At 53.3% G+C, this 26,211-nt stretch carries 31 protein-coding genes; 18 read left to right on the plus strand and 13 right to left on the minus strand.

What is annotated here, in order from left to right; translation table 11 throughout:
* The first annotated feature begins 249 nt into the window (after positions 1–249).
* The 3 genes from aaeX to aaeB are packed head-to-tail and all read left to right on the plus strand — an operon-like array spanning position 250 to position 3,365.
* Positions 250–453, plus strand: coding sequence for a p-hydroxybenzoic acid efflux pump operon protein AaeX (gene aaeX / locus M2403_RS18690; RefSeq protein ID WP_152327355.1), 204 nt, complete (start codon positions 250–252; stop codon positions 451–453).
* A 7-nt stretch (positions 454–460) separates the two neighbouring features.
* Entirely contained in the window at positions 461–1,396 is a 936-nt protein-coding gene (aaeA, locus tag M2403_RS18695; RefSeq protein ID WP_152327354.1) for a p-hydroxybenzoic acid efflux pump subunit AaeA, read from the plus strand.
* 10 nt (positions 1,397–1,406) lie between these two features.
* Positions 1,407–3,365, plus strand: a complete 1,959-nt coding sequence (aaeB, locus tag M2403_RS18700; protein WP_165061334.1) for a p-hydroxybenzoic acid efflux pump subunit AaeB — start codon at positions 1,407–1,409, stop codon at positions 3,363–3,365.
* 66 nt (positions 3,366–3,431) lie between these two features.
* Here aaeB and M2403_RS18705 read toward each other — a convergent pair whose 3' ends face one another.
* Positions 3,432–4,013 (minus strand): maltose acetyltransferase domain-containing protein, encoded by a 582-nt coding sequence (locus tag M2403_RS18705; protein ID WP_259230485.1) that lies wholly within the window; start codon positions 4,011–4,013, stop codon positions 3,432–3,434.
* 184 nt (positions 4,014–4,197) lie between these two features.
* Here M2403_RS18705 and M2403_RS18710 point away from each other — a divergent pair, with 184 nt between their 5' ends.
* The 3 genes from M2403_RS18710 (at position 4,198) to M2403_RS18720 (ending at position 6,496) form a co-directional block, all read left to right on the plus strand.
* Positions 4,198–5,658 carry an NAD-dependent succinate-semialdehyde dehydrogenase gene (locus tag M2403_RS18710; RefSeq protein ID WP_165061338.1) on the plus strand — a complete coding sequence of 487 codons (1,461 nt, stop codon included), beginning with the start codon at positions 4,198–4,200 and terminating at the stop codon, positions 5,656–5,658.
* A 77-nt stretch (positions 5,659–5,735) separates the two neighbouring features.
* Positions 5,736–6,197 carry a ribonuclease domain-containing protein gene (locus M2403_RS18715; protein ID WP_152327350.1) on the plus strand — a complete coding sequence of 154 codons (462 nt, stop codon included), beginning with the start codon at positions 5,736–5,738 and terminating at the stop codon, positions 6,195–6,197.
* Positions 6,198–6,202: 5 nt separating this feature from the next.
* Positions 6,203–6,496, plus strand: coding sequence for a barstar family protein (locus M2403_RS18720; protein WP_165061611.1), 294 nt, complete (start codon positions 6,203–6,205; stop codon positions 6,494–6,496).
* A gap of 47 nt (positions 6,497–6,543) precedes the next feature.
* On the opposite strand, the gene yjgA is transcribed toward M2403_RS18720, so the two are convergent.
* A complete protein-coding gene (yjgA, locus tag M2403_RS18725) occupies positions 6,544–7,095 on the minus strand; it encodes a ribosome biogenesis factor YjgA (RefSeq protein WP_101074947.1) in 552 nt (183 codons plus the stop codon).
* A gap of 216 nt (positions 7,096–7,311) precedes the next feature.
* Between yjgA and pmbA the strand changes: the two genes are divergently transcribed.
* Positions 7,312–8,652, plus strand: a complete 1,341-nt coding sequence (pmbA, locus tag M2403_RS18730; RefSeq protein ID WP_015690526.1) for a metalloprotease PmbA — start codon at positions 7,312–7,314, stop codon at positions 8,650–8,652.
* A gap of 162 nt (positions 8,653–8,814) precedes the next feature.
* A complete protein-coding gene (gene cybC, locus M2403_RS18735; protein ID WP_152327349.1) occupies positions 8,815–9,201 on the plus strand; it encodes a cytochrome b562 in 387 nt (128 codons plus the stop codon).
* Positions 9,202–9,432: 231 nt separating this feature from the next.
* On the opposite strand, the gene rnk is transcribed toward cybC, so the two are convergent.
* Positions 9,433–9,843, minus strand: coding sequence for a nucleoside diphosphate kinase regulator (rnk, locus tag M2403_RS18740; RefSeq protein ID WP_152327348.1), 411 nt, complete (start codon positions 9,841–9,843; stop codon positions 9,433–9,435).
* A 399-nt stretch (positions 9,844–10,242) separates the two neighbouring features.
* On the opposite strand from rnk, the gene M2403_RS18745 reads away from it, so the two are divergent.
* From M2403_RS18745 to M2403_RS18790, 10 genes are all read left to right on the plus strand, one after another.
* Complete coding sequence (locus M2403_RS18745) at positions 10,243–10,593, plus strand: PRD domain-containing protein (protein WP_152327347.1); 351 nt, start codon at positions 10,243–10,245, stop codon at positions 10,591–10,593.
* Positions 10,594–10,639: 46 nt separating this feature from the next.
* Positions 10,640–11,005 carry an SFCGS family glycine-rich protein gene (locus M2403_RS18750; protein ID WP_152327346.1) on the plus strand — a complete coding sequence of 122 codons (366 nt, stop codon included), beginning with the start codon at positions 10,640–10,642 and terminating at the stop codon, positions 11,003–11,005.
* A complete protein-coding gene (locus tag M2403_RS18755; protein WP_152327345.1) occupies positions 11,005–11,304 on the plus strand; it encodes a DUF4312 family protein in 300 nt (99 codons plus the stop codon). The genes M2403_RS18750 and M2403_RS18755 overlap by 1 nt, the downstream gene beginning before the upstream one ends.
* 32 nt (positions 11,305–11,336) lie before the next feature.
* Complete coding sequence (locus M2403_RS18760; RefSeq protein ID WP_101074954.1) at positions 11,337–12,113, plus strand: DUF4311 domain-containing protein; 777 nt, start codon at positions 11,337–11,339, stop codon at positions 12,111–12,113.
* 13 nt (positions 12,114–12,126) lie between these two features.
* Positions 12,127–12,774 (plus strand): DUF4310 family protein, encoded by a 648-nt coding sequence (locus M2403_RS18765; RefSeq protein ID WP_101074955.1) that lies wholly within the window; start codon positions 12,127–12,129, stop codon positions 12,772–12,774.
* 70 nt (positions 12,775–12,844) lie between these two features.
* Positions 12,845–13,978, plus strand: a complete 1,134-nt coding sequence (locus tag M2403_RS18770) for an amidohydrolase/deacetylase family metallohydrolase (RefSeq protein WP_259230489.1) — start codon at positions 12,845–12,847, stop codon at positions 13,976–13,978.
* Positions 13,968–15,095: a DgaE family pyridoxal phosphate-dependent ammonia lyase gene (locus M2403_RS18775; protein ID WP_208951007.1), complete on the plus strand. Its 1,128-nt coding sequence runs from the start codon at positions 13,968–13,970 to the stop codon at positions 15,093–15,095. Before M2403_RS18770 ends, M2403_RS18775 begins: the two co-directional genes overlap by 11 nt.
* A complete protein-coding gene (locus M2403_RS18780) occupies positions 15,092–15,832 on the plus strand; it encodes a 2-dehydro-3-deoxy-phosphogluconate aldolase (protein ID WP_259230490.1) in 741 nt (246 codons plus the stop codon). The genes M2403_RS18775 and M2403_RS18780 overlap by 4 nt, the downstream gene beginning before the upstream one ends.
* Positions 15,833–15,950: 118 nt before the next feature.
* Positions 15,951–17,150, plus strand: coding sequence for a lactonase family protein (locus M2403_RS18785; protein ID WP_259230491.1), 1,200 nt, complete (start codon positions 15,951–15,953; stop codon positions 17,148–17,150).
* Between the two features lie 82 nt (positions 17,151–17,232).
* On the plus strand, positions 17,233–19,152 hold the full coding sequence (locus M2403_RS18790; RefSeq protein WP_193333196.1) for a transcription antiterminator: 1,920 nt from the start codon (positions 17,233–17,235) through the stop codon (positions 19,150–19,152).
* 25 nt (positions 19,153–19,177) lie between these two features.
* On the opposite strand, the gene npr is transcribed toward M2403_RS18790, so the two are convergent.
* The 10 genes from npr to kdsD all read right to left on the minus strand — a co-directional run bounded on the left by npr (position 19,178) and on the right by kdsD (position 26,195).
* A complete protein-coding gene (npr, locus tag M2403_RS18795; protein WP_112288366.1) occupies positions 19,178–19,450 on the minus strand; it encodes a PTS phosphocarrier protein NPr in 273 nt (90 codons plus the stop codon).
* On the minus strand, positions 19,447–20,301 hold the full coding sequence (gene rapZ, locus M2403_RS18800; protein ID WP_101074959.1) for an RNase adapter RapZ: 855 nt from the start codon (positions 20,299–20,301) through the stop codon (positions 19,447–19,449). The genes npr and rapZ overlap by 4 nt, the downstream gene beginning before the upstream one ends.
* A 67-nt stretch (positions 20,302–20,368) precedes the next feature.
* Positions 20,369–20,839: a PTS IIA-like nitrogen regulatory protein PtsN gene (ptsN, locus tag M2403_RS18805; protein WP_152327340.1), complete on the minus strand. Its 471-nt coding sequence runs from the start codon at positions 20,837–20,839 to the stop codon at positions 20,369–20,371.
* Positions 20,840–20,948: 109 nt separating this feature from the next.
* Positions 20,949–21,236: a ribosome hibernation promoting factor gene (gene hpf / locus M2403_RS18810; protein ID WP_013577259.1), complete on the minus strand. Its 288-nt coding sequence runs from the start codon at positions 21,234–21,236 to the stop codon at positions 20,949–20,951.
* A gap of 23 nt (positions 21,237–21,259) precedes the next feature.
* Positions 21,260–22,693 carry an RNA polymerase factor sigma-54 gene (gene rpoN, locus M2403_RS18815; protein WP_195815541.1) on the minus strand — a complete coding sequence of 478 codons (1,434 nt, stop codon included), beginning with the start codon at positions 22,691–22,693 and terminating at the stop codon, positions 21,260–21,262.
* A gap of 99 nt (positions 22,694–22,792) precedes the next feature.
* A complete protein-coding gene (gene lptB, locus M2403_RS18820; RefSeq protein WP_112288368.1) occupies positions 22,793–23,518 on the minus strand; it encodes an LPS export ABC transporter ATP-binding protein in 726 nt (241 codons plus the stop codon).
* A gap of 6 nt (positions 23,519–23,524) precedes the next feature.
* Entirely contained in the window at positions 23,525–24,082 is a 558-nt protein-coding gene (gene lptA, locus M2403_RS18825; RefSeq protein ID WP_152327338.1) for a lipopolysaccharide ABC transporter substrate-binding protein LptA, read from the minus strand.
* Entirely contained in the window at positions 24,060–24,629 is a 570-nt protein-coding gene (gene lptC, locus M2403_RS18830) for an LPS export ABC transporter periplasmic protein LptC (RefSeq protein WP_152327337.1), read from the minus strand. Before lptC ends, lptA begins: the two co-directional genes overlap by 23 nt.
* Positions 24,626–25,192 (minus strand): 3-deoxy-manno-octulosonate-8-phosphatase KdsC, encoded by a 567-nt coding sequence (gene kdsC, locus M2403_RS18835; RefSeq protein ID WP_152327336.1) that lies wholly within the window; start codon positions 25,190–25,192, stop codon positions 24,626–24,628. The genes lptC and kdsC overlap by 4 nt, the downstream gene beginning before the upstream one ends.
* Before the next feature lie 16 nt (positions 25,193–25,208).
* Positions 25,209–26,195: an arabinose-5-phosphate isomerase KdsD gene (kdsD, locus tag M2403_RS18840; RefSeq protein WP_152327335.1), complete on the minus strand. Its 987-nt coding sequence runs from the start codon at positions 26,193–26,195 to the stop codon at positions 25,209–25,211.
* Positions 26,196–26,211: the final 16 nt, after the last annotated feature.

Below are 26,211 nucleotides of genomic sequence, written 5' to 3' on the forward strand. Positions count from 1 at the left end.
CGTTGATTACTTGATAATAAGCACGCTAATATACTCGTCCGGGCGATAAAACTCAGGTTTCTGATTTCCTGAATCAATGCTTACCTTCGCACACTTCCCTGGCAACCCCACAGTTTCATTGAGCACTTCCCAGTGAATTATTTATCTCCGGGGACGCGTGGCATTGCCTAAAATAATGAATAATGCGTGCGCGGGACGAGCAGATCTGCCCGCCGTCACTGCTGCTGGTAATAATGTAAGGAATTTTTGATGAGTTTGCTTCCGGTAATGGTGATTTTCGGATTGTCGTTTCCACCGGTATTTTTTGAAATACTGCTGGCGCTGGTGGTGTTTTTCCTGCTCCGGCGGATATTACAACCGACTGGTATTTATGACTTTGTCTGGCATCCGGCTTTGTTTAACACAGCATTATATTGCTGTCTTTTTTACCTGATTTCCCGCTTGTTCGTCTGAGGCCGTTGTGAAAAATTTCTCTATAAAAATAATACGTTATGCAATTACGCTGATTCTTGTCGTTCTGGCTGTCATCGCAATCTTCAGAGCCTGGGCGTTCTATACGGAATCTCCGTGGACCCGTGATGCCAAATTTACCGCTGACGTTGTGTCGATTGCGCCGGATGTGACCGGTTTAATCACTGACGTGCCGGTGATTGATAATCAGCTGGTGACCAAAGGTCAGGTGCTGTTCAAAATTGACCAGCCGCGTTATCAGCAGGCGCTGGACGAAGCCAGTGCTGACGTCGCTTATTATCAGGCGCTGGCCGCCGAGAAAAAACGCGAAGCCGGACGCCGTGTGAAACTGGGCGTTCAGGCAATGTCGCAGGAAGAAATTGATCAGGCGAACAACGTACTGCAAACCGCGCAGCATCAGCTGGCGAAAGCGCAGGCCGCGCGCGATCTGGCGGTACTGGATTTAGAGCGTACCGTGGTTGTCGCACCGGCTGATGGCTGGGTCACCAACCTCACGGTTCATCCCGGCAACTACATTAACCGGGGATCGACCGCTGTCGCGCTGGTGAAGAAAAACTCTTTCTATATTCTCGCTTATCTGGAAGAAACCAAACTGCCGGGCCTGAAGAAAGGCGATCGTGCGGAAATCACCCCGCTGGGCAGTAACCGCATCATGCACGGTACCGTCGACAGCGTCGCTGCTGCGGTCACCAACAGCTCATCTTCGGCGGCGACCAATGGTCTGGCGACTATCGACAGCAACCTGGAATGGGTGCGCCTGGCGCAGCGCGTGCCGGTGAAAATCGTGCTCGACGATAAAGACCAGCAGCATCCGTACCCGGCGGGGACGACGGCCACCGTCGTAATCACCGGCAGTCATGATCGTAAACGAGATGAAGGTTCTCCGTTCCTTCGTCTCCTGCATCGCCTGAGAGAGTTTGGATAAGGCCGGAAAGATGAATAGCGTACTTATCCCGCGCATACGTTTTGCCTGCAAGCTGACGTTCGCGATCCTCGGCGCTCTGGTTCTCGGATTTTATCTGCAACTCGAGACCCCGCGCTGGTCGGCCATGACCGCCGCCATTGTGACCTCCGGCCCTGCGCTGGTGGCGGGCGGCGAACCTTTTGCCGGTGCTATTCGTCACCGTGGTTTCCTGCGCGTTATCGGGACGTTTATCGGCTGTATCGCGGCGCTGGTGATTGTTATCGCCACCGCCCGCGCGCCGGTCGTGATGCTGCTTTTATGCTGTATATGGGCGGGCATCTGCACCTGGTGGTCTTCACTGGTGCGCATTGAAAACTCCTATGCGCTGGGGCTGGCGGGTTATACCGCGCTGATTATCGTGGTGACTTCCGCCAGCGCACCGTTACAGACACCGCAGTTTGCCGTTGAGCGTTGCAGCGAAATCGTGATCGGTATTTGCTGCGCCATCGTGGCTGATCTGCTGTTTTCTCCGCGTTCCATCAAAAAAGATATCGACCGCGCCGTCAGTCAGCTGATGTTGGATCAGTTTGCGCTGATGCGGATTTGCGTGAATGTCGGCTCCAAAGAAGATATCGACAAATCCTGGAATAATCTGGTCAAAAGCACCACAGCGCTAAACGGTATGCGCGGCAGCCTGATGATGGAATCATCGCGCTGGCAGCGTTGCAATCAGCGTCTGAAGGCGCTGCACAGCACCTCGCTGAGCATGATTACCCAGGCCTGTGAAACCTACCTGATTATGCAGGACACGCCGGAAAGGCTTTCTCCCGAGCTGAAAGCGTTATTTGCTGAACCGGCAGAAACCGTTGCGGATGTTCACCGTCGCCTGAAACAGCTGCGCCAGATTATTACCGGCATGCACAGCGATAACGTACTGGTGACGCTCAGCGCCTGGGCCGGGGCAGGGACCCGTGCGCTGTTGCTGATGAAAGGTGTTCAGACCAACAGCAGCATCAGCAGCATTGAAAGCGGCGTGCTGGAAGGCGAAGTGGTAGTGCGTCCGGTGTCAGCAGAACGGCATCATGCGCTGATCAACGGCCTGCGTACCTTTACTGCGACGGCGATTGGCTGCCTGATGTGGTTGTGGACCGGCTGGACGTCGGCCAGCGGCTGCGTGATTATTATCGCCGTGGTGACCTCGCTGGCGATGCGCACGCCGAACCCGAAAGGCATGGCGATGGATTTTATCGTCGGTATGTTACTGGCGATCCCGGTTGGCTCGATGATGTTTATGCTGATCATGCCTTCGACGCAGCAAAGTCTGTTCCTGCTGTGTCTGATGCTGGGGATTTTCACCTTCTTTATCGGTATCGAAGTCACCAAGCGTCGTCTCGGAATGCTCGGTCTGCTGGCGGGCACCATCAATATTCTGGTGCTCAGTAACCCGATGAAATTCAACGTAACGTCGTTTCTCGATAACGCGCTGGGGCAGGCGATCGGGACAGTCATTGCGATGGCTGTGTTGCTGATTATTCGCGATAAGTCCCGCGATAAAACGGGGCGCACATTGCTGAACCGCTTTATGAGCAGTGCAGTATCGGCGCTGACCACCAAGGCGTACCGTCGTCGTGAAAACCACCTTCCGGCGCTTTATCATCAGCTCAATCAGCTGCTGGTCATGTTCCCAAATGACATCGGTAAATACCGCCTGGCGCTGATGCTGATTATCGCTCACCAGCGCATGAAACTCGCCGAAGTGCCGGTGAATGATGAGCTGTCAGCGTTCCATAAGAAAATCCGCAACACGGCAGATCACGTGGTTTCTGCGTCGGGCGAAGGCAAGCGGACTTACTACTACCAGCGTCTGCTCAAGGAGCTGGCTGAGTATCAGCAGAAGCTGGTCGATTACGATGCACCACTGAAAGTGACTGAGCCAGTGCGGCGCCTGACCGAAATGCTACATCGTTATCAGCATTCATTTGTGGCGTAATAGTCTGTAAAAACATAAGGCCGGTGTTTAACTACACCGGCCTTTTTTATTGTCGTGCTCCGCGCATTATTTCATGAACGCTTCGCGGTCGGCGGCAGTAATCTGACGTATTACCCGACAGGGAACGCCAGTGGCCACCACACCGGCGGGAATGGACTTTGTCACCACGCTGCCCGCGCCAATCACGCTGTTACGGCCAATAGTCACGCCCGGATTTACCATCACTCCGGTGCCCAGCCAGACGTTATCTTCGATGACAATCGGCAGGGAGAATTGCTGTCCGGTGGCGCGGATTTCAGGGTCGATCGGGTGACCGGCTGTCGCCAGCGTCACGTTTGGCGCGAACATCACGTTATCGCCAATCGTCACCGTGGCGTCATCCACCACCGTGAGATTGAAGTTGGCGTAGAAGTTCTTGCCGATATGAATATGCGTGCCGTACGCGACGCGCAGCGGCGGCTCGATCCAGCCGTTTTCGCCGATGCTGCCCATCATGTCTTTCAGCAACCGCTGGCGTTTGTCTTCTTCAGACGGGCGGGTCAGATTGTAATCGTACACCCGCTCTTTTCCGGCGCGGCGCTCTTCAGGCAGTCCTTCGCCCATGTCGGTATAAAGCTCGCCAATGTTCATTTTTTCGCGTGTCGGCATACTTTCGTCCTTTTAAAATGAGTCAGATTGCAGACAGTTTACGGAGTGCTACACGGGCTGTGAACGTATGACATTCAACTTTGCGAGCTGTGTCTCTCAGTGCTGTCTGACAGACGCTTTCTTCTCAGCCGCTATACTTAACGCAATCCCGTGCGTTAAACAGCACAAATCAGGAGGATCCCTAATGTCTGCCCATTCTCAAAAACTGTCCGCGCATCCTTTATTCAAGACCGGCTATTTTGTCGGCGGCGAATGGCATGAAGCCAAAAACACCTTCGATGTCCTGAATCCGGCGAGCGGCGATGTGGTGGCTAAAGTGGCCAAGGCCGGTAAAGCCGAGACCGAAGCCGCCGTCAAAGCCGCCAGCGACGCTTTCCCCGCATGGCGGAAAACGACCGCAAAAGCCCGTTCGGAGATTTTGCACCGCTGGTATGAACTGATGCTGGAAAACAAACAGTTTCTCGGCGAACTGATGGTGGCTGAACAAGGCAAACCGCTGAAAGAGGCGCTGGGCGAAGTCGATTACGCCGCCAGCTATCTGCAATGGTTCAGCGAAGAAGCCAAACGCGCCAACGGTGAAATCATTCCGCCGGCCAAATCCGGTTCCCGGATCCTTGCCACGCGCGAACCGGTAGGCGTTGTCGCGGCCATCACGCCCTGGAACTTCCCGCTGGCAATGCTGACCCGCAAACTCGGTCCGGCGCTGGCCGCAGGCTGTACCGGCCTTATCAAACCGGCGAATAATACGCCACTTTCCGCTTTTGCGTTGTTGCAGCTGGCGAAAGACGCGGGCGTGCCGGATGGCGTCATCAACGGCGTGGCGGGCGATACGCAGGCTATCAGCGACGTGATTATGGCCAGCGATAAAGTAAGAAAAGTGTCCTTTACCGGTTCTACTGAAGTCGGGAAAACGCTGGTTCGCAACAGCGCCGACACCATGAAAAAAGTGTCGATGGAGCTGGGGGGTAACGCGCCGTATATCGTGTTCGACGACGCTGATATTGAGGCCGCCGTGAAAGGGGCCATCACCTGCAAATTCCGTAACACCGGACAGGTCTGCGTGTGTATCAACCGCATCTACGTTCAGGACGGCGTTTACGAAGCGTTCACCTCGCGCCTGGTCGAAGAAGTGCGCAAGCTGAAAGTCGGTAACGGCATGGATGAAGGCGTGATAGTCGGCCCGCTGATTGACATCAAAGGGCTGGAGAAAGTGGAGGAACATGTTAAAGACGCGCTGGAGAAGGGCGCGAAACTGATGGAAGGCGGGCAGCGACATAAGCTGGGCGGTAACTTCTTCCAGCCGACGGTGATTATCAATGCAACCGACGACATGAAAGTCGCGCGCGAAGAAACCTTTGGTCCGCTGGCAGCCTGTTTCCGTTTCAAAACGGAAGAGGAAGTGATTAAGCGCGCCAACGATACGCCGTTCGGACTGGCCGCGTATTTCTACAGTCAGAATCTGCAACGTATTTTCCGCGTTGCCGATGCAATTGAAAGCGGCATGATCGGCATTAACGAATGTGCGATTTCCAATGAGGCCGCGCCGTTTGGCGGGGTAAAAGAGTCCGGTCTGGGGCGCGAGGGCTCCGTGCTGGGGCTGGAAGAGTATTTGCAGGTGAAAACATTACATTTGGGAAATCTATAAGTCCGCTTTCCCGAAACTCTGTTTTGAGAAACAATATTCAGCAACCGACGGTTTTTCGCATTATAAAAGTGACGTCAATGAAGGCATTCAACGGGCTGCGTTCGCGCACTTTTTCTCGCAATCTGATCATGGCCATCGCCGTCATTCTCGGGCTGGCCGGTGTTGCCGGACACGTTGTCGCAAAATCGACATACAATCAGGGCACAATCGTTGCGGGTACTGATGAACAATCCGTGGTGAATTATTTGCGCCAGAATCACAGATTGCCTGATAACTACATCACCAAGAAAAAGGCACGCGAAGCGGGCTGGGATGCGCGTTCCGGCAACCTGTGCGATGTATTGCCAGGAAAAGCCATCGGCGGCGACCGGTTCTCAAACCGGGAAGGGCGTTTACCGGCGGCTAACAAACGCGTATGGCGTGAGGCAGATATCAACTATCGCTGCGGACGCCGCGGTGCTGACCGCGTGCTGTTTGCCAGCGACGGACTGATTTATGTCAGCCGTAACCATTATCAGAATTTTGTTCGGGTGGAGTAATGTCGATGAAAAAAGTGAGCTTCGATTTTAATCACATCCCGGATTTACCCGCATTCTACGGCGAGTTTGCCCGTCAGTTTGAACTGACCGACGAATTCGGCGCGAATCTGGACGCACTTTGGGATGAGGTGACCGGCGGAATAGCGCTGCCGGTTGAAATTGATTTCTTAAATCTGAACGCCAGCCGCAAACGGCGATTTGGTGCGCTGATTCTGCTGTTTGAAGAGGCGGAAGAAGAGCTGGAAGGCGAGTTGCGGCTGAACCTGCTGGAGAAACCTGCCGCGAAAGCGAAAGGCTAAAAAGAAAAAACCCGCCATTTCGGTGACTCAAAAGGCGGGTTTTTATTTTAGTCCTGGCCTTCAGCCAGTTCGCGCAGATACTGGAAAATCTGGCGGTAAGATTTCGGCGGCTTGTTCGTCGCTTTCTCTTTTTGCGCGTTGCGGATCAGCGCGCGAAGTTGCTGACGGTCAGCTTCCGGATAGAGAACTAAAACGGAAGGAATGACATCGTCGCCTTCTTCGACCAGACGGTCACGCAGCATTTCCAGTTTATGGAACAGCGAAACCTGCTGGTTGTGGCGGTTTTTCAGTTTATCCAGCGCGGTCTGGATCGGCTCAACGTCACGGGAACGCAGCATTTTACCGATCAGCTGCATCTGGCGGCGACGGCCTTCTTTCTTGATCTTTTGCGCAAGGTTGATGGCGGCGCGGAGATCTTCATCCAGCGGCAATTTGTCGAGCGAGTTATTACCCAGATCAACCATTTCTGCACCGAGATCTTTCAGCGCCTCGGCGTCACGTTTGATTTCACTTTTACTGACCCAGATGATCTCATCATCTTCTTCGTTCGCGTTGTTATCCGGAACGTCGTCGTGCCAGTCGTCAATTTTCTTTGTCATGGGCGCTTCCTCTTAACGAGGTAATCCTGTCAGTTTGATTGTGCTTTATTGCTTCGGCCGCATTATGCCACAGTCCTCTATATTCTGTTGCAACTTCGGTTTAACACTCTCGGACTGAAAGCGAAATTATGGCGAGTCTCTGTTAGACTCAAAGGTAATCGTCTTCATAATTCAGTGTAGAACAATCCCTTTTATCTCATAAGCGATGGCATGCCGATGAACGTAGTCAATCAAGTTGCGCAGCAGCGTAAAACCCTGGAACAGGCCGTCTCACAGGCACTGGAGCTGGCGAAAGCAGGCTCAGATGCCGCAGAAGTGGCGGTCAGCAAAACCACCGGTATCGGCGTCAGCACCCGTTTTGGCGAAGTCGAGAACGTGGAATTCAACAGCGACGGCGCACTGGGCATCACCGTTTATTATCAGAACCGTAAAGGCAGCGCGTCTTCCACCGATTTAAGCCCTGACGCGATTTCCCGCACCGTGCAGGCTGCGCTGGATATTGCCCGTTATACGTCACCGGATCCGTTCGCGGGTGTGGCGGATAAAGAAATGCTGGCCTTCGATGCGCCGGATCTGGATTTATTCCATCCGGAAGAATTGGATCCGGATCGCAGTATCGAACTGGCCGCCCGTGCTGAACAAGCCGCATTGCAGGCGGATAAACGAATCACTAACACTGAAGGCGGCAGTTTCAACAGCCACTACGGCATCCGGGTTTTCGGCAACAGCCACGGTATGTTGCAGAGCTATTGTTCGACGCGTCACTCCATTTCTGCTTCGGTTATTGCTGAACACGAAGGTGACATGGAACGCGATTACGCCTATTCCATCGCCCGTAAAATGAGCGACCTGAAAGACCCTGAATGGGTCGGTGCAGAGTGCGCACGCCGCACGTTATCGCGTCTGGCACCGCGTAAATTACCGACCATGCAGGCACCGGTTCTGTTCGCTTCCGAAGTGGCGACCGGTTTGTTCGGTCATCTGGTCGGGGCGATCAGCGGCGGCAGCATTTACCGTAAATCGTCATTCCTGCTCGACAGCCTCGGCAAGCAAATTCTGCCGGAATGGCTGACCATTGAAGAACATCCGCATCTGCTGCAAGGTCTGGCTTCGACGCCGTTCGACAGCGAAGGTGTGCGCACCGAACGCCGTGATATCGTTAAAGACGGCGTGCTGCAAAACTGGCTGATGACCTGTTATTCCGCGCGTAAACTCGGTCTGCAAACCACCGGCCATGCGGGCGGTATTCACAACTGGCGCATCGCGGGTCAGGGCGATGATTTCGCGGGTATGCTGCGTAAACTCGACAAAGGTCTGGTTGTTACCGAACTGATGGGCCAGGGCGTCAGCGGCGTGACCGGTGACTATTCCCGCGGTGCGGCAGGTTTCTGGGTAGAGAATGGCGAGATCCAGTATCCGGTGAGCGAAATCACCATCGCCGGTAACCTGAAAGATATGTGGCGCAATATGGTCGCCATCGGCAGCGATATCGAAACCCGCAGTAACATTCAGTGCGGCTCCGTGCTGTTGCCTGCGATGAAAATCGCCGGCGAATAATCCTGACTTAAAAGCAGCGATCGCCCGATCGCTGCTTCCTCCTTTACTACCTTTCTTTACAAAAAATTCATCCCGTTTTCCTCTCTCTCAGCCTATTTTTATAAAGCCTTACAAGCAATGTCGTTTTAACTAACAAATAAATAACAATAGAGAGAAAAGAATATGCGCAAACAACTGATGGCGTTGGCGGTAATCGCCCTGTTAGGAAGCAGTACGGCGGTTCTGGCCGCAGATTTAGAAACGGACATGGACACGATTGCGGATAACTACAGCAAAGTGCTGAAGACCAATGATCAGGCAGAACTTACGACCAGCCTGGCGAACATGAAAGCGGCAGCGGAAGACGCGAAAAAAGCCACACCGCCGAAGCTGAAAGGCAAAGCGCCGGACAGTCCGGAGATTCAGGATTACCACAAAGGGCTGGATACGCTGATTGGGCAGATTGATTCGGCATCAGCTTTGGCGAAAGCCGGCAAAGTAGATGAAGCGAAGAAAGAAGCCGAAGGGTTTAAGGCCACAAGGAATGAGAACCACAAGAAGTTTAAGTAAGCAGATGGCCGCTGCTTAGGCGGCTTTTCATGCTGATAGCAGCGTAAGTTTCGGTTTCTCAATAACGGTTATCACACGGCCTCTCGCACCGAAACCGCCCAAGAGAGGGAAAGCACTTCCCTCTCTTGGGCGGTTTCGGCGCTGCGCGTTAAGCGATCACTGCAGGTGAGAAACCGAAATTTTCTCATCCTTAAGTAAAGCCGCCATTGCAGCGGCTTCTGCAAAAAAATCTTAACTTCTCAGTTCCCCGGCCGCCTCCGGCTGATACAACAACTCCAGCACGGTAATGTGGCTTTCTTCGCCATTGGGCATTTCCCACGTAATGCTGCCGCCGACGCGCAGGCCTAAAAGGGCAGCGCCGAGCGGGGCCATCACCGACAGTTGCTCATTGCTGTCTTTCAACGCTGCCGGATAGACCAGTGTACGGATGTGCTCTTCGCCTTCTTTACCTTCCGTAAAGCGAACCTTGCTGTTCATCGTAACTACGTCGGCAGGAATTTCCCCGGGCGGCAAAATCTCTGCGCGATCCAACTCTTCATTCAGGGCATCGGCGACCGGGCTGCTGGCAAATGCCGGTTGCGCCAGCAATGTGTCCAGGCGTTCTGCGTCAAGTTCATTGATGATCAGTGTCGGTTTACTCATAACATTCTCCATGGTTCCTTTTGCATCACCCGCTTCATGCGAGTGGGGTGCCGGTCGGCAAAAAATAACACCCCCGCGGGTAAGCGCGGGGGTGTCAGTGTTCTGCATGTGTTCTTTGATACTAGGCATTCTTATCGGTAAAAGAAAGCGTTGTAAGGGAATTAATCCGCATTGCGAAAAATCCGATTACCAGTGAAATACGCTGCTACAGACGGTAATACTCAGTGATATGACGACTTAACTTTTCGTTTTGCGAATTAGATCTGCTCAGCTCACCGTATTTCCACTTCGAACTGGAAAAAGACCCACTACACAGGAAATCTCTCCAGGGTTAGGGTAAAGACAGACGAAATAAACGACTGAAAATAGAAAGTCAGGCAAGGAGAGAGGTAACCGCGAGTGAATAACGGAACCGCATCTGTGAAGGGTAACGGGCAGACAGAATTGGAAGATGCTCCTGCAATAACAGAGAAAGTATTAAAAGATATTCAGGCAATGCAAAGTGCGAAGAATATCTACACCACAGATGTTCAGTTACAGATGTTAACGTCACACGTTAAAGCCATGGTATTACGCTCAATCACCGGCGAACCATTGCCTGAAGTCGAAAAAGATTTATTTGACGAAATTTCTGATGAGTCCATGAAAATGGCAGAAGAAGTTGTCAGCTGGTTCGGAAATTTACCGATTGAGGAAGCGTATTTGCTCTCGGTGCATTTTGAAGTCGCAAGAGACAACGAACCGAAATAATCCTGATTTTTGATTTAACGAATTAACCAAACTGGAGAAGTAAATTATGGGACAAGTATTAGTTGTGATTGGCGACCGTTTAGGTAAAGGCCAGAAAGTGGCAGCAGGCGTGGAAGCGGCTGGCGGAAGAGCCATTGTTGTCCCAGGCATGGCAGCCGATATGAAACTCGGCGACGTGATGAAAACAGAAGGCGCGACCTTTGGTATTTCGTTCTGCGGCAGCGGCGGCGCCGGTGCGATTACCGCACAAAACAAATACGGATATAAAGCCAAGTACGGGATGCGTTCAGTGGATGAAGGTGTGACGGCAATTAACGAAGGCTGTCTGGTATTAGGGTTCGGATTTATGGATAAAGAAGAACTGGGTCAGCGCCTGGTTGAAGCTTATAACAAGAAGTATGGTCAGGCGTAATGAAGCAACAATTAAGCACGACAGTTCGGGTTGAAGGAAAAGGTGAAAATAAGGCTGCCGCCTTTTCTTCCGCACTGAGTCAGGTTCAGAGAACGGTTCTCAAATCTTCTGCCAATAATGTCTTGCTGCGTATTGAACCGCAGGACGTCAAGGTAATAAAGGCAGAAGAGTCAGTGAAAAGAGAAAAGTTTCTGTTCTTTTTTCTGGCCAGGGAAAGAAAGAGTTATTACGTGGCGTTAGACATTACCGTCAACCTGACTGTTATTAATACGGAACAGGTAGTTTTTGTCACGAAATAAAAACGTTAGCTATAAATGACAAGGATATACTGATGTTTTTAATTATTTTATTTAAGTCGCTTATTATCGGCGGACTGGTTGGCGTGGGGGTAGGTGCAGGTGCTGCACGTATGTTCCACGCGCCTACCGTACAAGGGATGGGGGCTTTTCGTACTCTTGGGGAATTAAATTCCTGTGAAGGCGATCCGGCTTCGCATTTCTCATTTGGTCTGGGCTTCTTCTTTAACGCCTGGGCTTCTTCCGTTGCGGCGGGTTCTTTCACACAGGACGTCGACCACCGCATCATCCCTCACTGGGCGACCGCTGCTCTGATGTTCAAAAACCGCAATGTGGCTGAAACCATGCACGACCCGCGCAAGATGGCGATTGCGGGCGGCATCATCGGCATGATTGTGGTGGCATTCCTGAATACCACCGCCTCCGCGGTACCTGCGGCTTTACAGGTGACGGCGATTAAAGTGCTGGTGCCTGCGGCCAACCTGCTGGTGAACACCGTCATGCCCGTAATTTTCTGGCTGGCGGCGATTGATGCAGGGCGTCGTTCCGGTTTCTGGGCCACCATCTTCGGCGGTCTGGCGCAGATGATCATGGGTAACGCCGTGCCGGGTCTGGTGCTGGGTATTCTGATCGGGAAAGGCGTTGAAGAAAGCGGCTGGAACCGCGTCACCAAAGTGATGATGGCGGCGATTATCGCGCTGTTCGCACTCAGCGGCTTCTTCCGCGGTTTCGACGTCAAACTGTTGCAGTCTTTCATGCTGGATGTTCCCGCGTGGCTGAACGGCATTCACAACTCACTCAGCGGCAAGTAAGAGGAACATGACAATGGAAGAACAAGCCAAACGTGGTTTCTGGTACGCCGAGTGGTCGTTCCCGATTTTTGTCGGACTGCTGTCGTCAGGCGTTTTCGCCGGGACACACATGTATTACCTGTATGGCATTGGTGCTTTTAACGAAGTGGCGTTTGTGTCGATGCTGCGTTCAGGCATGGATACCGGTGTGTACGGCGCGGTTGCGGCCTTCGGTGCCAGTTTCCTGTTTGCCCGCATTATCGAAGGTTCGCTGGTCGGTATTCTGGATATCGGCGGCGCGATCCAGACCGGTATTGGTCTGGGCGTTCCGGCACTGTTGCTGGGCGCGGGGATTATCTTCCCGGTAGCGAACTTTGCCGCTTCGCTGGTGACCGGCCTGATCCTCGGTTTAGCCGTGGGTTACATCATTATTCTGGCGCGTAAATTCACCATCAATCAGAGCAATTCCACCTACGGTGCGGATGTAATGATGGGTGCGGGTAACGCCTCCGGCCGCTTCCTCGGACCGTTGATTATCCTCTCCGCGATGGCCGCGTCGATTCCAATCGGCCTGGGTTCACTGCTTGGCGCGCTGGGCTTCTACCTGTGGCAGAAACCTATCACCGGCGGTGCCATTCTCGGTGCGATGGTGCTGGGCGCTATCTTCCCGGTATCACTGTAAGTACTTCAATAAGAAAGCAGTAATCAGGCGTCAGGATTTCTCTGGCGCCTGAGATTATGGAGAACGTCGTATGTATGACTTAATCATCCGACAGGCAAAAAGCACAGACGGCAGCCTGACTGATATTGCAATTCAGGGCGGCAAATTCGCCGCCATCGGCACGCTGGCACCCGACGCCACAGCCCGCCAGACACTCGACCTTCAGGGCAAAGTTTACGCCAGCGCAGGCTGGATTGACTCCCACGTTCACTGTTACCCGAAATCACCCATTTATCATGACGATGCCGATTTGATTGGCATCGCCTGTGGTGTCACCACGGTGGCGGATGCCGGCAGCACCGGCGCGAATGATGTTGATGATTTCTATCAGATTACCCGTGCAGCGAAAACCAACGTCTACGCGTTCCTGAATATCGCGCGCACCGGCATCGTCACGCAGAACGAACTGGCGGATATGACGCAGATCGACAAAGTCGGCGTGCGTGACGCCATCGCGCGAAACCCCGGTTTTATTATCGGCATTAAAGCGCGCATGAGCAGCAGCGTGGTCGGCCAGAACGGTATTAAACCGCTGGTGCGCGCCAAAGAGATTCAGCAGGAAAACAACGATCTGCCGCTGATGGTGCATATCGGTAATAACCCGCCGAACCTCGATGAAATCGCCGATTTGCTGACATCAGGCGACATCATCACGCACTGCTATAACGGCAAGCCAAACCGCATCCTCTCGCCAGAAGGTGTACTGCGCGATTCCATTAAGCGCGCGCTGAGCCGCGGCGTGCGGCTGGATGTCGGTCACGGGACCGCAAGTTTCAGTTTTGAAGTGGCGGAACGGGCGATTAAGCAGGGCATTTTGCCCCACACCATCAGCTCCGATATTTACTGCCGCAACCGCATGAACGGGCCGGTGCATAGCCTGGCGACCGTCATGTCGAAGTTCTTTAGCGTAGGCATGACACTGACGCAAGTGATTGATTGCGTCACTTCACACGCCGCCGATGCTTTACGCCTGCCTGCCAAAGGCCGTCTCGAAGTGGGCGCTGACGCCGACCTGACTCTGTTCGAGCAGCGTTTTGCGCCGCAGGTATTTGTCGATTCCGAAGGTCAGTCCGCGAAGGGCGAAAGTTTGCTGGTACCTCTGGCCGCCGTGGTCGCGGGTGTCACTCTGTTAACCGAAGAAGGGAAATCTGCTCATGTCTTCTGAACAATCTTTGTATGAAAAATATCAGCTGAAACAGGTGATTAACGCGTCCGGTCGCATGACGGCGCTCGGTGTTTCCACGCCGCGTGAAGAAGTTGCGGCGGTGGTGAATACCGGTCTGAATCATTATTTCGAGATGAAGGATCTGGTGAACAAAACCGGTGCTTATATCGCCAAACTGCTGAACGTGGAAAACGCGGTGGTGGTGTCCTGTGCGTCTGCCGGGATTGCGCAGTCGGTCGCGGCGGTGATTGTGAAAGATAACGCCTGGCTGCTGGAAAACCTGCATGCCGCACCGCTGGAAGTCCCTCACGACATCGTGCTGCCAAAAGGCCACAACGTGAATTTCGGTGCGCCGGTGGGCACGATGGTGACAATGGGCGGCGGCAAAGTCGTGGAAGCCGGTTACGCCAACGAATGTTCTGCGGCCCAGCTTGCGGCCTGCATTACGCCACGCACTGCCGCGATTCTGTACATCAAATCACATCACAGCGTGCAGAAAAGCATTCTTTCGGTGGCGGAAGCCGCTGCCGTTGCCCGTGAGCATAACCTGCCGCTGATCGTTGATGCTGCCGCAGAAGAAGACCTGACCTGTTATTACGAAATGGGCGCAGATCTGGTGATTTACAGCGGCGCAAAAGCCATCGAGGGCCCGACCAGCGGTCTGGTGCTCGGCAAAAAACAGTACGTCGAATGGGTGAAACTGCAATCGGGCGGGATTGGCCGTGCGATGAAAGTCGGCAAAGAAGGCATTCTCGGCCTGACGCAGGCCATCGAAAGCTACATCACGCAACCCAAAACCACCGGGCAGGAAATGGTCGACAAGATGACGCCATTTATCGCCAGCCTGAATGAAATTAACGGCGTCACCGGACGCGTGGTCTGGGACAGCGCGGGGCGCGATATCGCCCGTACCGAAATCACTTTCGATGAAACGGTACTGGGCTGGAAAACCAAAGCCATTGTGGATGCGATGAAAACCGGCGATATCGCGATTTATTTCCGTGGCTACCGCGCTAACGAAGGCAAGATTGAAGTTGATGTGCGCAGCGTAACGCCGCCGCAACTCGCCATCGTCGCCGACCGTTTCAAACAACTTTTCAGTGGAGAGAAAGCATGAAACTGACCCCGAATTTCTACCGTGACCGCGTGTGCCTGAATGTGCTGGCTGGCTCGAAAGACAATGCCCGTGAAATCTATGAGGCGGCAGAAGGTCATGTTCTGGTCGGTGTGCTTTCCAAAAATTATCCGGACGTTACGAGTGCGGTAACGGACATGAAAGAGTACGCGGCGCTTATCGAAAACGCTTTGTCCGTTGGCTTAGGTGCGGGCGATCCGCGCCAGTCGCTGATGGTCAGCCAGATTTCACAACACGTTCAGCCGCAGCATGTGAATCAGGTCTTCACCGGTGTCGGCACCAGCCGTGCGCTGCTTGGTCAAAACGACAGCGTGGTCAACGGCCTGATTTCGCCGACCGGCAAAGTCGGTTTCGTCAAAATTAACACCGGCCCGCTAAGCTCCGCGGCCAGTGACGCCATTGTGCCGGTGGAAACCGCCATTGCGCTGCTCAAAGACATGGGCGGCAGCTCGGTGAAATATTTCCCGATGGGCGGCCTGAAAACTCGTGAAGAATTCGCTGCCGTGGCGCGTGCCTGTGCAGAACAGGATTTCTGGCTGGAGCCAACCGGCGGTATCGATCTGGAAAACTTCGAGCCAATCATGGAAATCGCACTGGCCGCGGGCGTGACCAAAATCATCCCGCATATCTACAGCTCAATCATCGACAGCGCGTCGGGCAATACCCGTCCTGAAGATGTGAAAACCCTGCTGGCCAGCGTCAAAAAACTGGTGGGCTGAAGGTTCTGACCTTTCCTGCGCGGTAAGCCGTCTGCGCGGTTAAACACTCAGCGTCCTTCATCCACTGAACGGGCGCTGAGCCTCTCGTTTGTCTGACAACCCAGGTTTGAGGAAATGTATGAGAAACTGGTTTCTGATTTCAGGTTTAACCTCCGCGATGCTGGCAGTCTGCGCCGCGCCGCTTTATGCAGCAGAAAAAACAATGACGTCGACGACTCCGCATTATGCTTACGTCGGCACCTACAACCCGAACGGGGAAGGTGTCTACCGCTTTAAGTTCGATCCTAAAACCGGCGCGCTGAGCGATAAAACGCTCGCCAGCCAGTTGCCAAATCAGGCGCAGATGGTGCTCAGCCATGACGGTAAAACGCTGTTTATCGGCAGCGAAATTGATCATTACAATGGTGGCAAACATGGTTCAGTGGCGGCCTATCGCATTGCGCCTGAAGATGGCAGCCTGACGCTGATTAATCAGGTGGATTCGCAGGGCGCAGGGCCGGTGTATCTTTCGCTGACGCCAAAAGGTGATCATCTGCTGGTGGCGAACTACATCAGCGGCGTGGTTGCCGTCTTCCCGGTGGACATCAGCGGGAAGCTGAGTGAAGCCAGTAACAGCCAGCAGGATTCCGGTCCGGCAGGCGCAGGCAAACCGGCCGCGGCGGCGGAAGGCAGTTTTGCCATCAGCGACCACAACGGGCCACACGCGCACATGATTGCCACAGATCCTTCCGGCAAATTCGTGTTCTCTACCGATCTGGGGCTGGACCGGATTTATCAGTGGAAGCTCAACGGTGAAACCGGCGTACTGGAAGCCAACGATCCGCCGTTTATCAAAGCCTCTTCTGAAGGTGCCGGACCCCGCCATTTCGTGTTTCATCCTAACGGCAAAGTCGTTTTCCTGATCAACGAAGAGGCTTCGACGCTGACCAGCTATCGTTTTGACGCCGTAAAAGGCACGCTCAGCGAGCTGCACAGCTTGTCCACGCTGCCGGCCGGTTTCAAAGGCACGAACTTCGCCGCGGGCATTGTGCTGAGCAAAGACGGCAAACATCTGTACGTTGCCAATCGTCTGCACAACAGCATCGCGCAAATCAACGTGACCGGTGAAGGCGCGATGACCTGGAGTGATGAAACCTGGACGCGCGGTGACTATCCAAGAACGCTGACGTTGTCACCGGACGGTAAATATATTTACGCAATGAATCAACGAAGCGATAACATCACCAGATTCAAGGTATCTGGCGAAAACGGCAAGCTGTCATTTGTGGATGACTATGTGGCTGTGGGCAGCCCGTCACAGATGGTGATTGCGCCTTAAGCGGTGCCGCAACAGAAACAAACTCCGTTCACGACGTGTTTTGTTCGTGAACGGAGCCTCGTTGAAACGAACTGGAAGAACAATGGTGAGATTTCCCAATCAACGTCTGGCGCAGTTATTTGATGCGCTGCAAACCGAAACCCTTCCTCAGGATGAACTGGCAAAACGTCTGTCTGTTTCGACGCGCACGGTGCGTGCCGATATTACTGCGCTGAACGAAATCATCGCCGATTTTGGTGCGACGTTTGTCCACAGCCGGGGCAGCGGATATCAGTTGCGCATCGATGATGCGGCGCTGTTTTCGTCGTTACAGCAATCAACACAACGTAAACCGAATCCGACGCCGCGCACCGCCGCTGAGCGGGTGAAGACGTTGCTGATCCGCTTTTTGACCTCAGCTTTTTCATTAAAGCTGGAAGATCTGGCCGATGAATGGTTTGTCAGCCGGGGAACCCTGCAAAATGATATGGCTGAGGTGAGGGAGCATCTGGCGCGCTATCACCTGAATATCGAAACCAAGCCGCGCTACGGCATGAAATTGTTCGGTGCTGAACTGGCGATCCGCGCCTGTCTGACCGATTTGCTGTTCCAGCTGGATGCCGAAGAGCAGGCGAATCCGCTACTGAAAGCAGAAAGTCTGGAGCCGGAAGCGCTGGTTCCGCTGACGCGTTTTATGCATCAGTTGCTGACGCAGTCTTCCATTCAGCTGACGGATGAAGGCGAACAGTATCTGATCCTCTATTGCGCCGTGGCGATCAAACGCATTACCGGCGGTTATCCGCTGACAGATTTTGATGCCGAAGACGGTGATCCGGCGGTGAAGCAGGTTTCTGTGCGGCTGGCGGCGGAGCTGAAAAATCTGGTCGGTAAGGAAATTCCCGCTTCGGAAGAGGCGTATCTGCGGGTGAATATTGCCGCGCGCCGCGTCCAGCAGATTTTACCGACGGACATTAACGCCGACGACGATGAGTCGCTGGTCGATTACATTCTTTCGTATATCAACTCGCACTATAACTATGATTTGCAGGGAGATAAGCAGCTGCGAGCGGATCTGCTGACGCACATCAAAACCATGATTACGCGGGTGAAATACCAGATTAATATCCCCAATCCGCTGCTGAGCAATATCAAACAGCATTATCCGATGGCGTATGACGTCACGCTGGCGGCCGTTTCCAGCTGGGGTAAATACACGCCTTACACGCTGAGTGAGAATGAAATCGGCTTTCTGGTGCTGCATATTGGCGTCGGGCTGGAGCGGCATTACAACATTGGCTACCAGCGCCATCCGCAGGTGATGCTGGTGTGCGACACCGGCAATTCAACCATCCGTATGATCCAGGCGCAGATTAACCGTAAGTATCCTCAACTGGTGATGAAGCAGGTGGTTTCGCTGCGTGATTACGAGCAGCTGGAGCACATCGACGAAGATTTTATTATCTCCAACGCCCGTATCACCGAGAAGAATAAGCCGGTGGTGGTGCTGTCGCCGTTCCCGACCGAATACCAGATGGAGCAGCTCGGCAAACTGGTACTCGTCGACCGCACGCGCCCGTATATGCTGGAAAAATTCTTCGACGAAAAGCACTTCATGATCGTCAATGAGCCGATGACACAGGCGGAGCTTTTTCGCCATGTTTGTTCGCAGCTTGAAGAAGAAGGGGTTGTCGATCAGGCGTTTTACCCGTCGGTGGTGGAGCGCGAGGAGATTGTCTCGACCATGCTGGGCGAAGGCATTGCACTGCCGCATTCGCTGGGATTGCTCGCGAAGAAAACCGTGGTGATCACTTTGCTTTCGCCGCAGGGCATTGCCTGGGGCGAAGGAGAAACGGCGCACGTGATTTTCCTGCTGGCGATCAGCAAGGCGGATTACGAGGAAGCAATGGCGATTTACGATTTGTTCGTGACGTTTGTGCGGGAACGCTCGATGAGCCGTTTGCTGAGCAGTGAGAATTTTGAAAGCTTCAAGGCGATTGCTATCGACTGTTTAAGCCGCATTTAATACGGCTTAAACAGTTCGTTAACCCTCAGTCTTCGTCAAAACCTGAATTAATCAGATTTACGACGGCGCTGAGAGCCTGTTCTTCATCGGGGCCGGTGGCTTCGATTTCGATTTTCTGGCCTTTCGGGGAATCCAGCATCAGCAGTGCGATCACGCTGCTGGCTTCCGCCTCGATGCCTGTGCCGTTGCGCAGCATCACTTCTGACTCAAAACTCTGTACCAGTTCAAATAACTTCATCGCCGGACGGGCGTGCATCCCTAACCGGTTTTTGATTTCTACCGTTTGTTTAACCGTCATGATTTGCGTTTTTCCAGCGTGCGATGGCGGGACTGGACGTTCTTCCCGCGGGAACGGAAATAGTCAGCCAGCTGTTCTGCGATATACACCGAACGGTGCTTACCGCCGGTACAGCCAATGGCGACGGTCAGATAACTGCGGTTGTTGGTTTCCAGCGCGGGCAGCCATTGTTCAAGATAGCTGCGCGTCTGATAGATAAAATTATGTACTTCGGTATGACGGTCGAGGAACGCAGCGACCGGTTTGTCGAGGCCGGTCATTGGACGCAGTTTCGGATCCCAGTGCGGGTTCGGCAGGAAACGCACGTCGAAAACGTAATCCGCATCAATCGGAATACCGTGTTTAAAACCAAAGGATTCAAAGACCATGGTCAGTTCACGTTCGCGTTTGCCCAGCAGGCGCGTACGCAGCATTTCTGCCAGTTCGTGAACGGACATCTCGGAGGTGTCGATGATCAGATCCGCGGAAGAGCGCAAAGGCTCCAGCAAATCGGCTTCTTCATCGATTGCACTTTCAAGGGACAGGTTTTTGCTGGAGAGCGGGTGCAGACGACGGGTGTCGCTGTAACGGCGGATCAGGGTATTACGGTCAGCGTCGAGGAACAGCAGCTGTGGCGAGAAGCTTTCCGGCAGCTGTGACATCGCATGCTCATAAACTTCCGGTGTTTCTGGCATGTTGCGAACGTCAATGCTGACGGCCGCAGACGTATTGCGTTCAACAAGTGTCTGGGCGAGCTGCGGCAACAACACCACCGGCAGGTTATCCACACAGTAAAAACCCATGTCTTCCAATGCCCTTAGGGCAACCGACTTCCCGGAACCGGAACGGCCGCTGACAATCATCAGCACCATGGTGTCACTCCCCTGGCATTCAGTGTTCAGAATTCATTTTCCCGGCGCGCAACCGGGAATCAGTAATTTATTCGTTTTCAGTCATTATCTGGAACAGTTCTTCGTCACTTTGCGCTCCGCGCAGACGACGACACACCCCTTTATCCGCCAGTTTTTTGGCGACTAAAGACAAGGTATGTAAATGGGTTTTACATTGATCTGCCGGAACCAGCAAGGCAAAAAGCAAATCCACAGGCTGATTATCGATAGCGTCAAAAGCGATCGGCTGCTCAAGCTGAATGAACACCCCGACGGCACGTAAAGTGTCTTCTTCCAGCTTTCCGTGCGGAATAGCGATCCCGGCACCGATCCCGGTGCTGCCCATGCGTTCACGGGTCAAAATGGCGTCAAAAATCACCTGCGGTGATAAATTTAGCTGTTTGGCCGCCAGCTCACTGATGATTTCCAGTGCGCGTTTTTTGCTGGCGCAATGAACGCCGCTTTTGGTGCATTCGGCATTAAGCACCGACGTTAATTGCATTGCAGTATCGTTAATCATGTCATCTTCACTTTGGCGCTGTTTCACCCTTAAAGCTATATCGGCTCGTTTCCCGAAGGTCACAAGCCGATGCCCGAAGGTTTGTAGCACAGGGTTGGCTACATGAATGTCAGTGCTGTTTCAGTTTGTCTTTGTGCTTGTTCAGCTGACGAGCCAGTTTATCAACCAGGCCGTCAATTGCCGCGTACATATCCTGATGCTCCGAGGTGGCATGCAACTCGCCTCCGTTCACATGCAAAGTGGCTTCCGCTACTTTCTGCACCTTTTCAACGCTCAACACCACATACACCTGATTTATCCGGTCGAAATACTGTTCAAGCTTGGCCAGCTTCGACGTGATGAATTCTCTCAGGGGATCCGTGATCTCAATGTGATGTCCGGTAATGTTGAGCTGCATAATGTCTTCCTTCTCTGTTGAGGTCAAACTAACTGTTTACGTTGGTTTGAGGGCGGGATGGACAAAGACTCTCGGTATTTGGCGACGGTTCGTCGTGCCACCATAATTCCCTGATCGGAAAGGAGGGTGGCTAACTTACTGTCACTGAGCGGTTTTACAGGATTCTCCGCTGCGATTAATTTCTTCACCAGCGCCCGGATCGCGGTTGACGATGCCTCGCCGCCGCTGTCTGTACTGACATGGCTGGAAAAGAAATACTTCAGTTCGAAAATTCCACGCGGGCTGTGCAGAAACTTCTGCGTCGTCACGCGTGAAATCGTCGATTCGTGCATTTCTACGGCGCTGGCGATATCGGCCAGCACCATAGGCTTCATAAATTCTTCACCCAGTTCAAAGAACGCCTGCTGCTGCTCAACGATACAGCGCGTGACTTTCAACAGCGTGTCATTACGGCTTTCCAGGCTTTTGATTAACCACTTGGCTTCCTGCAGGTTGCTGCGGATAAATTGCCCGTCGCTGTCGCTGCGCGCGGAATTGCCCATCGCGGCGTACTGCTGGTTAATCTTAAGACGCGGAATGCTGTCGGAATTCAGTTCTACCGTCCAGACACCTGACACTTTTCGCACCAGCACATCGGGGATCACGTACTCGGATTCACCGGTGTTGATCGATTGTCCCGGACGCGGATCAAGAGACTGAATCAGAAGCATCGCTCCTTTCAGTGTATCTTCTTTTAGCCGGGTTGAACGCATAAGTGCGCGGAAATCATGGTTCGCCAGCAAATCCAGATGTTCGCTGATAATCAGGCGCGCTTCGGTGATGAAAGGCGTATCTGTTGCGTATTGTGAAAGCTGGATCAGCAGGCAATCACGCAGGTCACGCGCCGCCACACCAACCGGATCAAAACGCTGCACACGTTTTAAAACGGCTTCCACTTCGTCCATGCTGACGTTGTCGTCACCGATACTTTCGAGGATGTCGTCAAGGGAAACGGTCAGATAACCGGTATCGTCTACCGCGTCGACAATGGACGTGGCAATCGCGGCATCGGTGTCGGAAAACGGCGTCAGCTCCACCTGCCACATCAGGTAATCCTGAAGCGTCTGCGTGGTTTCACCCTGATAAATTGGCAGCTCGTCGTCACTGTAATCGTTGCCGGTGCCGGAAGGCGTGCCCGCGGTATAAATCTCGTCCCAGGTGGCGTCCAGCGGCAACTCTTCGGGCATGTCTTTCTGCTCGAGCGCTTCGCGGGTATCTAACGCTTCGTTGTCGGTGGCTTCTACCGAATCGATTTCATCATGAAGGTCGGTTTGTTCCAGCAGAGGGTTGCTCTCCAGCGCGAGTTGGATCTCCTGTTGGAGCTCAAGCGTGGACAGTTGCAACAGGCGGATGGCCTGTTGTAACTGAGGAGTCATTGCCAGTTGTTGGCTGAGTCTGAGTTGCAAACCTTGCTTCATATCTTGGTTTTATTTCCGTTGATTACAAACTGAGTAACTTCTGTCAGAGACCTCCCGTCAGACTTTACGTCGAAACGGGCACGGTTCCGGCGGCACAGATCACAGACGGAATTCTTCACCAAGATAAACGCGTTTAACCTGTTCATCAGCAAGAATGTCGGCTGGCGTGCCGTGGGCGATCAATTTCCCCTGACTGACGATATAGGCACGCTCACAAACGTCGAGAGTTTCGCGAACGTTGTGGTCAGTGATCAGTACGCCGAGGCCGCTGTCACGCAAATGCTCAATGATTTTTTTGATGTCGATGACGGAAATCGGGTCAACGCCGGCGAAAGGTTCGTCCAGCAGGATAAACTTGGGATTCGCTGCCAGTGCGCGGGCAATCTCAACACGGCGACGTTCACCACCGGACAAGGACTGACCGAGGTTATCGCGCAAATGAGAAATATGGAACTCTTCCATCAGTTCATTAGCGCGATCGTTACGCTGTTCTTTGTTCAGATCATCGCGGATCTGCAGTACGGCCATCAGGTTATCAAACACGCTGAGACGACGGAAGATGGAGGCTTCCTGCGGAAGATAGCCAATGCCGCGACGGGCGCGGGTATGCAATGGCAAAAGGCTGATGTCTTCATCGTCAACGATGATACGGCCCGCATCACGTTGCACAATCCCGACGACCATGTAGAAGGTGGTGGTTTTACCCGCACCGTTTGGCCCCAGCAATCCGACGATTTCGCCGGAGTTCACCATCAGGCTGACATCTTCTACAACCTTGCGGCCTTTGTAGGCTTTTGCCAGATTCTCTGCGATTAATTTTGCCATAAAATATCAGTTACTCTTTTTGGTCGGCTGGCCGCCCGCGGCAGGCGTTTTTTGTTGCAGCTGCGAAGGAACCAGAACGGTCGTCACGCGGTTGCCTTTATCACTGAAGGCTTCCATTTGCTGTTTCTGCACCAGATAGGTAATACGGTCGCCTTTCACGTTGCTGTCGAGCTGTTCGAGGTATGCGTTACCGGTCAGGGTCACGAGATCGTTTTCCACTTCATAGCGGACTTTCTGCGCATGGCCTTTTACCGGCTTGCCGTTGTCCTGCATCTGGTAAAACGTCACCGGATTGCCGTAACCTTCCACCACTTCTTTGCCGGATACGCCCTGAGGACGGATCACGACAACTTTATCGGCTTTCACCTGAATAGTGCCCTGATTGACTACGACGTTACCGGTGAAGGTGGCCGTGTTGGTGTTCACATCCAGCGCCTGATTGGCGGAATCAATGGTGATCGGTTTCGTTGTGTCATCTTTTAAGGCGAAGGCCGGAATGCTCACGGCTAACAACGAGCTGACGATCAGGAGATCACGGATTTTATTTTTTGCTTTGAATTTCATAAGAGGTCGTTACCTTTTCGATCAGCTGTGCTGTCTTATCACGCAGATTACCGCGCATTTTCATGCCGTTAGATGTAAAACCTGTGCCATAAAGCGTTACTTCATCGTCTGAGGCAACGTCCTGTGTCGTCAGGTTAACCCGGGCATTATCCGTTTTGATTCTTTGAAGCTGTGATGTCTCAGGCGTCAGGCTATCAGCCTGCACATGCCCGTAAAGATAAAGCATCTTATCCTGAGTCAACTTGGCTTTATCAGAACGCAGCACCCAGGTTGGTGTTTTATTCTTGTCAAACATGGTCGCGACCGGGTTGGTAAACCATGTCACCTGATCGGCGGCGTAGTATTTTACCTGGTCCGAAACCAGTTTATAGGTCAGGCTACCCGTTGGGTCATAGACCATCGTGACCGTGTGGGATGTCTGGTAAGTGGGATCCTGATCGTTAACGGCCTGCGGTGCGTCATCGCTGCTATCAGACAATGACCAGCCCACCAGAACCAGAACGATGGCCGTCAGAACAAGGATAATCCAAAGTTTTGTTTTACTCATATCGACAGCCCTTTGGCGTCCTCCAGCTTACCCTGCGCCAGCAGAATCAAATCACACAATTCGCGTACGGCGCCACGCCCGCCAGCGATGCGGGTAACGTAATCGGCCTTCGGCAACAGGATCGGATGTGCATCCTGAACCGCCACGGAAAGACCGACTTCGGCCATGACCGGCCAGTCAATCAGATCATCCCCGATATAAGCCACTTCTTCGGCCCGCAGGGACAGTGTATCTAACAGTTCGCGGAAGGCCAAAAGCTTATCCGATTGCCCCTGATACAAGTGGCGGATACCGAGGGTTTTAGCGCGATCTTCCAGTAATTTTGCATTGCGGCCTGTAATAATCGCGACCTCAATGTCAGATGTCAGCAGGCAACGGATACCGTAACCGTCGCGAACGTTAAAACTTTTTAGCTCTTCGCCCTGATTTCCCATGTAGATCAGGCCGTCGGACATGACGCCGTCCACATCGCAAATCAGCAGGCGAACGGCTTTGGCGCGTTCCAGCACGTGGGCGCTGACCGGACCGTAGCAGGTCTCCACCAAGGCTGCGCTATTACTCATTCGGGCTATTCCTCAATTAAACTACGCCAGCGCGCAGCATATCGTGCATATGTAACACACCTAACAACTGGTCACCATCAGCAACCATTACGCAGGTAATGTGTTTTTCCTGCATCAGATTCAGTGCGTCAACTGCCAGAAGCGAAGGGCGAACACGGATCCCGCCGGTCGTCATCACCTCGGCAATCGCCGCATTATTAATGTTCACGCCCATATCAAAGATGCGGCGTAAATCACCATCGGTAAAGATCCCTTCGATTTTCATCAAATCGTTGCAGATGACCGTCATGCCCAGATTTTTGCGAGTGATTTCCAGAAGGGCATCGCGCAAAGACGCATCACGGCTGACGTGCGGGATTTCATCGCCGGTGTGCATGATATCGCTGACGCGCAACAAGAGCTTGCGACCCAGTGCTCCGCCGGGGTGAGACAGGGCGAAATCTTCAGGGGTGAATCCGCGGGCTTCAAGCAGGGCCACTGCCAGCGCATCGCCCATAACCAATACCGCCGTGGTGCTGCTGGTCGGTGCCAGACCCAGCGGGCACGCTTCTTTCGGCACACGGACGCAAAGATGCACATCGGCGGCTTTGCCCATCGTGCTTTCCGGATTGGACGTCATGCAGATAAGCGTAATGCTCAGCCGTTTCAGCACCGGGATCAGCCCCAGAATTTCATGCGCTTCGCCGGAGTTGGAAATCAGGATAACGATGTCCTGCTTTGATACCATGCCCAGATCGCCGTGACTGGCTTCACCCGGGTGGACAAAAAATGCCGGAGTCCCGGTACTGGCAAATGTGGCGGCCATCTTGCGGCCAATATGACCCGATTTGCCCATACCCATCACGACGACTTTTCCGGTGCAACCGAAGATTTTTTCGCACGCACGGGTAAAATCACCGTTAATGTATTGATCTAACTGCTCAAGTCCTTCACGTTCTGTTTTCAGCACATCACGCCCGACGGCCTGGAAATCAAAGTCGGAGGCGAAGGTAAAGTTAGCCATAGTCAATTCCTGACAG

This window comes from Rahnella sp. BIGb0603 (genome assembly GCF_024808755.1).
GTDB lineage: Bacteria > Pseudomonadota > Gammaproteobacteria > Enterobacterales > Enterobacteriaceae > Rahnella > Rahnella contaminans.